This window comes from Xenorhabdus griffiniae, from assembly GCF_037265215.1.
Classification (GTDB): Bacteria; Pseudomonadota; Gammaproteobacteria; order Enterobacterales; family Enterobacteriaceae; genus Xenorhabdus; species Xenorhabdus griffiniae.
In genome coordinates, this window is sequence record NZ_CP147737.1 from 4470392 (window position 1) to 4481842 (window position 11451).

The 11451-nt window shown below is 45.0% G+C and carries 10 protein-coding genes and 4 tRNA genes; 2 read left to right on the forward strand and 12 right to left on the reverse strand.

Features of this window, described 5'->3' with window-relative positions:
- Nucleotide 1 precedes the first annotated feature (1 nt).
- On the forward strand, nt 2-1207 hold the full coding sequence (hemY, locus tag WDV75_RS20400; RefSeq protein ID WP_273559689.1) for a protoheme IX biogenesis protein HemY: 1206 nt from the start codon (nt 2-4) through the stop codon (nt 1205-1207).
- 325 nt (nt 1208-1532) lie between these two features.
- Entirely contained in the window at nt 1533-1658 is a 126-nt protein-coding gene (locus WDV75_RS20405; RefSeq protein WP_273559692.1) for a hypothetical protein, read from the forward strand.
- 329 nt (nt 1659-1987) lie between these two features.
- On the opposite strand, the gene WDV75_RS20410 is transcribed toward WDV75_RS20405, so the two are convergent.
- From WDV75_RS20410 to rfbA, 12 genes are all read right to left on the reverse strand, one after another.
- Nucleotides 1988-2064, reverse strand: a tRNA-Pro gene (locus WDV75_RS20410).
- Nucleotides 2065-2087: 23 nt separating this feature from the next.
- A tRNA-Leu gene (locus WDV75_RS20415) sits at nt 2088-2174 on the reverse strand.
- Nucleotides 2175-2189: 15 nt separating this feature from the next.
- Nucleotides 2190-2265: transfer RNA gene (locus tag WDV75_RS20420), tRNA-His, on the reverse strand.
- A gap of 75 nt (nt 2266-2340) precedes the next feature.
- Nucleotides 2341-2417: transfer RNA gene (locus tag WDV75_RS20425), tRNA-Arg, on the reverse strand.
- Between the two features lie 171 nt (nt 2418-2588).
- Nucleotides 2589-3962: a bifunctional threonine/serine APC transporter ThrP gene (gene thrP, locus WDV75_RS20430; RefSeq protein WP_273559694.1), complete on the reverse strand. Its 1374-nt coding sequence runs from the start codon at nt 3960-3962 to the stop codon at nt 2589-2591.
- Between the two features lie 278 nt (nt 3963-4240).
- Entirely contained in the window at nt 4241-4978 is a 738-nt protein-coding gene (gene wecG / locus WDV75_RS20435) for a lipopolysaccharide N-acetylmannosaminouronosyltransferase (RefSeq protein WP_273559695.1), read from the reverse strand.
- Nucleotides 4965-6392 (reverse strand): ECA oligosaccharide polymerase, encoded by a 1428-nt coding sequence (gene wzyE, locus WDV75_RS20440; protein WP_273559696.1) that lies wholly within the window; start codon nt 6390-6392, stop codon nt 4965-4967. Before wzyE ends, wecG begins: the two co-directional genes overlap by 14 nt.
- Before the next feature lie 2 nt (nt 6393-6394).
- On the reverse strand, nt 6395-7492 hold the full coding sequence (locus WDV75_RS20445; protein WP_273559697.1) for a TDP-N-acetylfucosamine:lipid II N-acetylfucosaminyltransferase: 1098 nt from the start codon (nt 7490-7492) through the stop codon (nt 6395-6397).
- Complete coding sequence (wzxE, locus tag WDV75_RS20450) at nt 7489-8739, reverse strand: lipid III flippase WzxE (RefSeq protein ID WP_273559698.1); 1251 nt, start codon at nt 8737-8739, stop codon at nt 7489-7491. Before wzxE ends, WDV75_RS20445 begins: the two co-directional genes overlap by 4 nt.
- A 1-nt stretch (nt 8740) precedes the next feature.
- Entirely contained in the window at nt 8741-9871 is a 1131-nt protein-coding gene (rffA, locus tag WDV75_RS20455; protein ID WP_273559700.1) for a dTDP-4-amino-4,6-dideoxygalactose transaminase, read from the reverse strand.
- Nucleotides 9858-10586, reverse strand: a complete 729-nt coding sequence (rffC, locus tag WDV75_RS20460; RefSeq protein ID WP_273559701.1) for a dTDP-4-amino-4,6-dideoxy-D-galactose acyltransferase — start codon at nt 10584-10586, stop codon at nt 9858-9860. Before rffC ends, rffA begins: the two co-directional genes overlap by 14 nt.
- On the reverse strand, nt 10564-11445 hold the full coding sequence (gene rfbA, locus WDV75_RS20465) for a glucose-1-phosphate thymidylyltransferase RfbA (RefSeq protein WP_189759390.1): 882 nt from the start codon (nt 11443-11445) through the stop codon (nt 10564-10566). Before rfbA ends, rffC begins: the two co-directional genes overlap by 23 nt.
- Nucleotides 11446-11451 lie beyond the last annotated feature (6 nt).

Consider the following 11451-nt stretch of genomic DNA (forward strand, 5'->3'; position numbering starts at 1 on the left):
CATGCTAAAAATATTCTTGCTGTTCATTATCCTTATCGTAGGAATTGTAGTTGGCCCCTTAATGTCAGGTCATCAAGGCTATGTTTTGATCCAGACAGACAAACTCAATATCACCACCAGTATCACCGGATTGGTGATCATTTTCCTGCTGCTGCAATTCCTGCTGATTTTCATCGGCTGGGGTTATCGTCGCTTGAAACGCACCAGTACATTTACCCATAGCTGGATCTTTGGTGGGTATAAACGTCATCGAGCCCATTCACAAACCAAACAGGCGCTGCTGAAATTTGCCGAAGGGGACTTCAAGCAAGTTGAGCGCCTGATGGCTCGCAACGCTGACCATGCAGAACTTCCGGTCGTGAATTATCTGCTGGCGGCAGAGGCCGCCCAACGGCGCGGTGATTATTTCCGCACCAACCAATATATTGAACAAGCGGCAGAGGTTGCTGATAAAGACCAACTCCCGGTTGATATTACCCGTATCCGTGTCCAATTAGCACAAGGTGAAACTCATGCCGCGCACGCTGGTGTGGACAAGCTGTTGAATTATGCTCCTCGTCACCCTGAAGTATTACGATTGGCGGAACAGGCTTACACTCTGGCAGGCGCTTATCAATCCTTGATTGATATCTTGCCTTCTATGCTGAAAGCTAATCTGCATAGTGAAGAAGAGATCCTGAAATTGCGTCAGCAAGCCTATATTGGATTAATGAATCAGGTTATGGCAGAAAAAAGCAGTACGGGGCTGAAAATATGGTGGAAAGATCAAAGCCGCAAAATTCGCCATGACATTGTGCTGCAAGTTGCCATGGCCGAGCATTTGATTGAATGCAATGATCACGAAACTGCCCAGCAAATCATTTTAGACGGATTAAAACAGCAATATGACGAACGGTTGCTGCTATTAATTCCCCATCTTAAGGCAAGCGATTCTGACGCCATACAAAAAGCCCTCTCTCACCTGTTAAAGCAGCATGGTGCAACCCCACTGCTCAATAGTACACTGGGACAAGTTGCCTTGCACCATGGTGAATGGGCGAATGCTGAATCGGCATTTAAAGCCGCCCTTGCTCAGCGACCAGATGCTCATGATTACGCATGGCTTGCCGATGCACTGGACAGATTGCAAAAACGTGAAGAAGCCACCCAAACCCGCAATAAAGGCTTTATGCTGACCTTGAAGCGTGATAGCGACGTCGAAGTATAAAGCGCGGAGGACACACCTCAGTTAACGATGAAATATATGGAATGCAATGGAGCCGTTAACTGAGGTGCATTCACCATTAAAGCACATGGTAAACCGCCTGAAACCTATCCTCACTTTTCTACAGACAAAAAAAACACCTATCAAAGAAGACAGGTGCATAAATACAATCAGGTCTACAGACGGATAGTGCCTCACTCAACGTTGTGTCCGGTTTGCGATGAAAAGACAAAATGCTTACTCATCTATAACGTGGACCATAGGCACCGACAATCAGCTCTACATCATCCCTAGGTTTATGAAGTCATATGCTGTCATAAGGAGTGGAATGAGTATCTACGATTGGAATATGGCATTTTATGTGCCAACTTTTTCAATCAGGATAGATTTTCTTTACCCAAGGTTTGACTGGCTTTCCATAATAGATAACCTGACTTTCACCAAACATCGTTAAAAATACCGTCTCTCATTTGAGACGCCATTCAAGCAATTTACATATAGGCCAGATAAATCATACTGTTGAACGTCTCCTATTTGAGACATCAAGTCGTGCGGTTTGTCGTTGAAATACAACATCAATACAAAAATATATTTAAAAACATAATATTAATGCTTTAACAAAAACAACCACATTCCATTTCTTGATTAAAAATAAAACGGAAATTATGGGAAAATAAAAAGGGAAGAATTTTTATTCGCAGAAAAAGTCGAGAGAAAAAAGAAATGACTGAGCGGTTGTTAGAAAGAAAAAACCCTCGCTATCGCGAGGGTTTTTTCAGAATCTGGTCGGCGAGAGAGGATTCGAACCTCCGACCCACTGGTCCCAAACCAGTTGCGCTACCAAGCTGCGCTACTCGCCGAAATATATTTTTTATCTTTCTTATGGTGCGAAGGGGGGGACTTGAACCCCCACGTCCGTAAGGACACTAACACCTGAAGCTAGCGCGTCTACCAATTCCGCCACCCTCGCGTTTCATAAAAAAGATGGGGTGGCTAACGAGACTCGAACTCGCGACAACTGGAATCACAATCCAGGGCTCTACCAACTGAGCTATAGCCACCATAACAGCTATCTTTTTACATACAACAATGCCCGACCACGATAACTCATTACCACTGCTCTTGCACGCTTTAAATGGCGCGCCCGACAGGATTCGAACCTGAGACCTCTGCCTCCGGAGGGCAGCGCTCTATCCAGCTGAGCTACGGGCGCTTAACGCCGTTGCGGTGGAGGATAGTACGGATTTAATGTCGTACTGTCCAGTGCTTTTTTAAAAGAAATGATGCGTTTGATTATGCTTTATTCATTTAGATGATAAAGCCAGCACTTTTCCACCGCAGTATCAGCAAAAACAGTTTTTCGTTCAAAAACCAACCAATAAAACTATATCGATTTTTTAGGCAAATACCATTTCATTAACCAATAAATTAGTGACACGATCAGCAAAAATACGCCCCCGACTATCAGAGAAAAACGGGTATCCGTATTAATTGCCATCCCCACTAATACACAGCACAGGAAAATCAGTGTCAGATAATTGACATAAGGGAACAGAATTGATTTAAACCGATGCTGTTTTATAGCTTCCTCATGATGCTGACGGAAACGCAATTGACTGACCAGAATCACAAACCATGGCACCATGCCAGGCAACACGCTGGCGCTATAAACATAAACAAATACTGACTGCGGATTTGGTATCAGGTAATTCAGACTGGAACCTGCAATCAAGCAAGCAATGGTAATTGCAATACATCTTACTGGCACACCATTTTTCGACAATTTCAGCAGTGAAGCAGGCAATTGACGGTTCTGTGCCAAGGCATATAACATTCTGCCACCGCTGTACATTCCGCTGTTACAGCCCGACAACGCAGCAGTCAACACAACAAAGTTAATTACCGCCGCCGCAGAAGTGATACCGACTTTAGAAAAAGTCATCACAAATGGGCTACCATGCGCACCTACTTCTGTCCACGGGAACAATGTAACAACGATAAAAATGGCACCAACATAAAAAATCAGGATACGCCACAAGATATTGTTGATCGCTTTTCTAAGCGTAACTTGTGGTTTTTTTGCTTCACCGGCAGTAATGCCAACCAGCTCTACCCCTTGATAGGAAGCAACCACAATACAAAGGGCAAATAAAAAGCCTTGCCACCCACCGGAGAAGAAACCACCATGTGTGGTCAGGTTATCCAAACCAATGGGTTGCCAGTCATTACCCAACCCGAAGAAAATCAAACCAATGCCAATCAGGAGCATCACAATAATCGTTGTGACTTTGATCATGGCAAACCAAAACTCCAGCTCGCCATACAACCTGACTGCCGCCAAGTTTGCCAAAGCAACCAATCCAACCGCTACCAGTGCCGAAACCCATTGAGGCAACTCAGGAAACCAAAATTCAGCATAGACGCCAACCGCAGTAATCTCTGAAATCCCGACAGAAACCCACATGAACCAGTAACCCCATGCGGTCAGGCATCCCCAATAAGGACTTAAATACTTATGCCCAAAAGCAGCAAATGAACCCGTTACAGGTTCAAGAAACAACATTTCTCCCATGGAACGCATAATGAAAAAGACAAAAAGCCCAGCAATAATGTAAGCCAGCAAAACAGAAGGGCCGGCCCATTTCAAGGTACTGGCTGATCCCATGAACAGCCCTACACCGATTGTGCCACCTAGCGCAATCAGCTCAATATGACGTGCCTCAAGTCCCCTTTGCAGGCTCTGTTTTGAATCACTCATAAAACTCCCTATCCACTTTTATGATGTCTATACTTACAAACAGAAAAAATACAGGAATTGATAATCAATCGTTGTAAAAAAGGCTGGGATCAAAACACGTTTTGCCTGTTAGTGAAATAAAAAAATGCTAAAACTAGGGATTGCAGACATGGGATTTGAAAACAAACAGTGAAACAACAAGCCATTGGTCAACCAAAAGACAGTAATACAATAAAGCAAAAACCTGCTGCATATGTTCGATACAGCAGGCAAAAACAGAGAAATTTTGGGATTTGGGATTAGAGCTTGCCACCGTAATAATAACCAAGGAATTTCAATAGCTTTATCTGTCTACGAATTCTGCTTGGCTGAGAAAGCAAGCGATACAACCATTCCAAACCCAGATTCTGCCAGACTTTCGGTGCACGTTTAACGTGACCAGTAAAGGCATCATAGGTTCCTCCAACCCCCATATACAGTGCATCTGGATGTACCTTACGGCAATCACGCATAAAAATTTCCTGTTTGGGCGATCCCATCGCGACAGTAATGATCGCAGCACCACTGGCACAAATCCGCTCAAATACTTCATCACGCGTATCAGGTGTAAAATACCCATCCTGGCTGCCTACAATATTGACATTCCATTGGGTGCGCAGTTTGTTTTCAGTCTGTGCCAAAATATCGGGTTTTCCGCCAACCAGAAAGACTGGTGTGCCTTCACGCCCTGCCCGCTCCATCAGGGCTTCCCACAAATCAGCACCCGCAATACGCGATACATCCGCATCAGGGTATTTGCGGCGAATGGCGCGTACGATGCTAATACCATCTGCGTATAAATATTCGGCTTCATCCAGTAATGCATTCAGCGCATTGTCTTTCTCCGCCGTGAGCACTTTTTCTGCGTTAATCGCAATCAATGTACCTGTTTTCACCTGCTCAGCCAGAAAAAGGTGGTCGAGGAAATGCGACATACCGCGGAATCCCCAGATACTGAGACCACGAATGCAGTATTTGGGAATATTATTCAATGCCATTTTTTTTCCTTACATCCAAAATAACAGATGTTTTTCGCGAAGCTGCCAGATTATTGACCGTAAATTTTCGAATCAGCCCAGCGCTTTCAAACAGCCAATACAGCAATTTCGCTATAACCAGACATAGGCCAAAGACAAGACAAAAGAACACTACCCGAGAAACAAAAGAATCGACTCCTTCACGGGCCAACACAATCATGTTAAAGATGGCGCCAAAGCAGAAAGCTTGCAAAATTGCTGCCTTATAGCGATTGCTCTCCTGTTTTCCTGCTTCATAAATCCAGTCAAACCATTTAATAATAAAACCAACTGCGATTGCCCCCAGGGGAATAAAGAATACGCCTCCCATCACCACAAGAGAGCCAATCAGTGTTGGGGAGATCGCAAGACCAGAGTGGTTATCTAATACATCCCACGTGAAATAGTTAGCGGTGTTCCAGACCAGATTGGGTCTGTCCGGCCATACCCAACCAGGAATGAAGACATAAAAATCACGGATAATCGGTGCCAACCCTTGAAAATCGATTTTGCTGTAATTATCCAGTAACAGGGCCAAATTTTCCCACGGTGAGAAGGTATCTCGCGTGAGATACAGGAAAGTATAAAATGCCTCCGCCCCGCTTACATCCAAGCTGTAGCGTTTCAACGCCAGCCAGAACATACCGACAACTCCCATCGCACCCGCAGTAAACAGCATCCACAGTGTGATCCAGCCACGAACAATCCCGATAAACAGGAACAATGCAAATGCGATAATGATGTTAGCTCGCGTTCCGCCAACGATCACATATGTCAGAACGCCAAATCCCACCGTTCCTACCAAAAAGCACAACCATCGTACTTTGGTCGGTTTCAGAAAAAAGACCACTAGCATGGCAGGAATAAAGAAATAAAAGAATCGCTTGAGCGCCACACCGGAAACCTGGCTGGAAAATATCTGGCTATAGGACTGTAATTTAAACAGCAAAAAGCCGTTTTGCATAAAGAACGAACCTACCGTAACGATAGCAATACCGGCAAGCAGTAACCACGTTAGATTCGTTTCTACCCGATTCATTGTAAACAAGGGCTTACGCGGCGCCGTCACTGTTAAGGTTTCAGACTTTATATTATCGTTTGACCGTATTTTATAAGTGAGGCGTGTCTTATAAGCCACATAATAAATGGCGTAAAAACAGCCAGACGCCAGCATCGCATGTAATAATGAATCTACTGGTACCACTTCCACATTAAACTGAAATACCAACAAGCTAGTCAGTGGAAAGCCAAAATAGAATGTCAGCAGATACAACAATGAGAAAAAAACATTAAAGTTAAAACGGACACGCTGAAACTCCTGATATGTCAAAGTCAGGATAAAGGCCACCGAAATCACGTAAACAACAAAAAGCCCACCGAATTGTATCAAAGTCATTACTACTCTCCAGATGCTTCCGACAGGGCGTTTTTCCACCCCTCAACGAAATGGGGATCAAAAAAAGCAATCGCCTTTTTATCGAGGGACAGCATCTGGCGCTGTGCTTCCTGCACCCAGTGTTTATTAAGTTCATCACCGTCAAACAGAACAGGGATCTGCTGCTCCGTTAAATCATGCCAGAATGGATTTTGACGGCTGAGAACAAACGGAATACCAAATTGAATCAGCAAACAGAGTGTTCCAATACCTTGCTGACGATTGAAAATGAAATACCCCAAATCGCATTGGCGCAACAATGACAAATATTCATCAAAGGCCATTTGATCTTTTAAGATACGAACATTTTGCGCTGGAAATAACGACAATGCTGTTTGCTCCACACTCTGGATATAGGCTTGGTTATTATCAGGATAGCCCATTGGGATTAGCACCCTCGCCTCATTACCAAATTGGTGGTGGATCTTCTGCAAGGCTTCAATATGACGGTTGGATTGATCCCCTGAATTACCCAATAAGATGGTAATTCCTTGCGGTGAGCACGTTTTCTCTGTCACTGTCAACGCAGGATCCATCCGAGTTGGGAAATAGAGCAATGATGATGGCACATCAGGTTTGGTCCGACTTGAACGCAAATCATCCTGAAAAAAGTGCCGCAGATCACCGCGCGTGGCAAAAATATGCCCCACCCGCTTTTGTGCCAAACGACGAAGCAGATAGAACAAACGGAATTTCAGTTGGCGGGATTCTTCATAGAGATCAGCACCCCAAACATGCCAGAAAAATTGGTGTCGCTGAATTTTGCCGATTAATAAAGCCAACCACAAAGCAGCATTAAACTGCCCGTGGAAAAAGAAACGGACGGTTCTGTTTGCTTGCGCTTTCTCTACCACCGCCTGCGACAAGGCAGATTTGCTGTTATAAAGAGAAATAGCCAAGTTAGGGTAATTCGATAGCCATGTGTGGTCTTTAGACACCACCATAAAACACGGTTTGGCGGAAAAATGTATTTCCTGTGCCAAGACGTCATTAAAGAAACGCAGTAACGTTTGATTGTGATGTGGGATATCCGATCCCAAAACGTGAATTAGGGTTGTCATGCTCGCCTGCGATAAATAATAAATACGCTACAACAAAGAATGAAATAAACAATGTAAGTTACCATATATGACTGAGCAGCCCCCAATGCCCCATTTGCCGGTATCAGCCAATGAGAAAAGCCCGTCAGTAAAAGAAATTGGCTCACTTCAGTCAATATATAAAAACGCAGTGCAGCTTTCGCTATCACCAGATACCCAAAAACATAAGCGCCAACTTTCAATACGTCGCCCACTAATTGCCACGCAAACAGATCCCGCATGGCGATGAATTTGTCTGAAAATAACAGCCAAATCACAAAATCACGCAACAACCAGACAGAGAAACTGGCAGCAGCCACAGCAGGCAAGACAAATTTCAGCGCCTTCACAATTTCACTGGTAATTGCTTGCTTACTTTCCAGACGAGAAAGAGTCGGCAATAGATAGACAGTGAAGGAGGCGGTAATAAATTGTAAATAAGCATCTGAAATACTGCTCACTCCCTGCCAAATCCCTACTTCTTCCCAGCTATAACGCGCTGCCAGCAAGTTTCGCATCATGACATATGCAACGGGCAATGTAATGGAAGTTAGCAACGCCATAAGGGTAAATTTCCCCAGATGGCTGGCAATCGCACGATCCCATATAGGTTTCAGGGCAGAAAATGTAATCACCTTGCGATGCAGTATCATCAGGCCGGCAGGTAAAACCACCAATGCAGGCACCAATGCCAAGCCCGCCAATGCCCCTTCGTAGCCTCCCAGCCAATAACAGAGGCTATAAGCCAATACGCCTGTTAGACTGCCCAAAATAATGGCTAACGCATTTCCTTTAGCATCTCTGAACCCTTTCAGGATTGCCAGAAAATAGTTGGCGTAAGCGATACCCATTTGAATAAATGCGAGCGCCTGCACAACAGTTTTGTAATGGGTGTGACCAAATAGGCCAATACTGATAATTTCACTGAACAAGAGGAAGCTCACTGCCAGTAAGGTCGAAAAACCTAAAATTATCAAGGACGATGTACCCAATACGGCCCTGAGCCTTTCCGGTTGTTGTTGATGTTCCGCCACGTATTTGGTGACACCATTAAAAATCCCTGCCCCAGAGAGCACACCTAATACAGTAATGAGTTGGCGAAGATTACCTGCCTGTCCAACACCTGTTGGGCCAAAAGATACCGCCAGAAGTTTAATGACTAGCAACCCCACACCGATCTTGATCAGTGTGGAGCCCGCTGTCCAAACAGAAGCTTTAGCAAGTGACATATCAGGCGAAAAATTCCTTGATACGATCGATAACGATTTGCTGTTCTGTATCAGTGATGTTGTAGAACATCGGTAAGCGAACTAAGCGATCACTTTCGCGGGTGGTAAAGCGATCTTCGCCGTGGAAACGGCCACACTTCTCCCCCGCTGGGCTGGTATGCAATGCCACGTAGTGGAATACGCTCAGGATACCATTCTCTTTCATGTAACGATTGAATGCGCTACGCTCTTCTACATCTTTGAGCTTGATATAGAACATATGGGCGTTGTGTTCCAAGCCTTCAGGGACAATTGGCAAAGCTAAATGCCCCGCGTCTGCTAATGGTTTCAGGGCTTGATAGTAGTTCTTCCACAAAGTCAGGCGGCGCTGATTAATCTTTTCAGCAAGTTCCAGTTGTGCCCACAGGTAAGCCGCTTGCAAATCAGACAACAGATAGCTGGAACCAATATCACGCCATGTGTATTTGTCGACCTGTCCACGGAAGAATTGACTGCGGTTAGTGCCTTTCTCCCGAATGATTTCGGCACGGGCAATCATGGAACTATCATTAATTAATGTTGCCCCACCTTCACCACCGGCTGAATAATTTTTGGTTTCATGAAAGCTGAAACAGCCAATATGCCCAATTGTGCCTAATGCACGGCCTTTATAAGTAGACATGACGCCCTGGGCGGCATCTTCTACTACATACAGGTTATATTTTTTTGCCAGTGCCATGATGGTATCCATTTCACAGGCTACACCCGCATAATGCACGGGTACGATAACACGGGTCTTTGCTGTAATGGCTGCTTCAATTTTGTTCTCATCAATGTTCATGGTATCAGGACGAATATCCACGAACACAATGGTTGCACCACGCAGAACAAAAGCATTGGAGGTCGAAACAAAGGTGTAGCTCGGCATGATGACTTCATCACCCGGTTGGATATCCAACAACATTGCTGCCATTTCCAGTGAAGCTGTACAAGAGGGTGTCAGCAATACTTTCGGGCAATTAAAACGCTGTTCCATCCACGCTTCACAACGTTTGGTAAATTCGCCATCACCACACAACTTACCGCTAGCCATCGCCTGTTGCATGTATTCAAGTTCAGTGCCGACTACCGGTGGTTTATTAAATGGAATCATTTCGTCCTCTGTATAACCAATATGCGGTGCTTTCAATGATGGCACCACGACGTGTATAAAGACGCAACGCAGCGATATTACTTATTTGCGTAGCCACTCTCAGCCATTGTATCTGATGGTTATGACACCACTGTTGCGCCGCCGACATTAATTTTTTGCCAATCCCTTGATGATGATTGCCCGGTACAGCAGCCAGTAAGCCAATGCGTGCTTCGCTGTTACCTATGTCCCTTAAGGTGACAAAGCCCGCTATTTGACCTCGTTCATCATGGATAAGCAGGCATTCATGATCAAATGTACCTAAAACGGCTTTTTCAACCCAAGCAGCATAGAACCTGCCACTGTCATCCTGTTGATACCAGGGTGCCCGGAAGCGACTGGCGGTAAATACACGCGCTGCAACAGCCTTCAATACGGGGATATTTTCTTGTTTTGCCGAAATAGCTGTTCTTCCCGTATGAATGCCAGGAATATCTCCCGCCTCAACCGATAACCGTAAATCAACCTCACCTTCAACCAGTGAAAATCCGAAGGCAGAAAGCCCATCGATAATGTCCGTTTGCTGGGCCGCTACTTTGGCTTGTACCAATGTATATTGGTCCAAATCAGCAACCGTCAACACTGCCGCTTCCGACGAAAAATTCAGGCGAGCCGTAGATAAATCAAAAAACTGGCTTTCCCAGACCAAAGGTTCAAGGTTGGCGTGAATAGACATTGAGCAAATCCATCAGATAGTTGCCGTAACCTGTTTTCGCCAAATCCGTGGCCGCTATTTTCAATTGCTCCTCACTGAGCCAACCATTACGCCATGCGATCTCTTCCAGACAAGCAATCTTAAAGCCTTGCCGTTTTTCGACGGTCTGAACAAAAGTGCTGGCTTCAATCAGGCTGTCATGCGTCCCTGTATCCAACCAGGCAAAACCACGCCCCAATAATTCAACATTCAATTCACCGCATTCCAGATACATCTGGTTGATACTGGTGATTTCCAGTTCCCCACGCGGAGACGGTTTTACTTGTCTGGCGAAATCCACGACTTTGTTGTCGTAAAAATAGAGACCAGTCACCGCCCAATTGGATTTAGGCCGTACAGGTTTTTCTTCTATGGAAAGCACCCGATACTGCTCGTCAAATTCCACGACACCAAATCGTTCAGGATCCATCACTTGGTAACCGAATACTGTCGCTCCTGTTTTTCGGCCGGCGACATGTTGCAGTTTCGGGCTAAATGCTTGACCAAAAAAGATATTGTCACCCAATACCAGACAGCAAGCATCATTGCCGATAAATTCTTCGCCAATCAGAAATGCCTGCGCCAGGCCATCAGGTGAAGGCTGTTCGGCATAACTAAGGTGGATACCAAATTGTTCACCACTGCCTAATAATCGTTTAAAAGCGGGTAAATCTTCCGGTGTCGAGATGATCAGGATATCGCGTATGCCCGACAGCATTAACACTGACAGCGGATAATAAATCATCGGCTTGTCATAAATCGGTAATAGCTGCTTTGATACGCCACGTGTTATTGGATACAAACGGGTGCCAGAACCCCCAGCCAGTATAATTCCTTTCATCTGTTC

Bases quoted from the DNA above. Each gene is read 5' to 3' on its own strand.
- rfbA (WP_189759390.1), bottom strand. From the start codon at position 11,445: ATGAAAGGAATTATACTGGCTGGGGGTTCTGGCACCCGTTTGTATCCA.
- rffA (WP_273559700.1), bottom strand. From the start codon at position 9,871: ATGATTCCATTTAATAAACCACCGGTAGTCGGCACTGAACTTGAATAC.
- hemY (WP_273559689.1), top strand. From the start codon at position 2: ATGCTAAAAATATTCTTGCTGTTCATTATCCTTATCGTAGGAATTGTA.
- wzxE (WP_273559698.1), bottom strand. From the start codon at position 8,739: ATGTCACTTGCTAAAGCTTCTGTTTGGACAGCGGGCTCCACACTGATC.
- wecG (WP_273559695.1), bottom strand. From the start codon at position 4,978: ATGGCATTGAATAATATTCCCAAATACTGCATTCGTGGTCTCAGTATC.
- wzyE (WP_273559696.1), bottom strand. From the start codon at position 6,392: ATGACTTTGATACAATTCGGTGGGCTTTTTGTTGTTTACGTGATTTCG.
- WDV75_RS20405 (WP_273559692.1), top strand. From the start codon at position 1,533: ATGAGTATCTACGATTGGAATATGGCATTTTATGTGCCAACTTTTTCA.
- thrP (WP_273559694.1), bottom strand. From the start codon at position 3,962: ATGAGTGATTCAAAACAGAGCCTGCAAAGGGGACTTGAGGCACGTCAT.
- WDV75_RS20445 (WP_273559697.1), bottom strand. From the start codon at position 7,492: ATGACAACCCTAATTCACGTTTTGGGATCGGATATCCCACATCACAAT.
- rffC (WP_273559701.1), bottom strand. From the start codon at position 10,586: ATGTCTATTCACGCCAACCTTGAACCTTTGGTCTGGGAAAGCCAGTTT.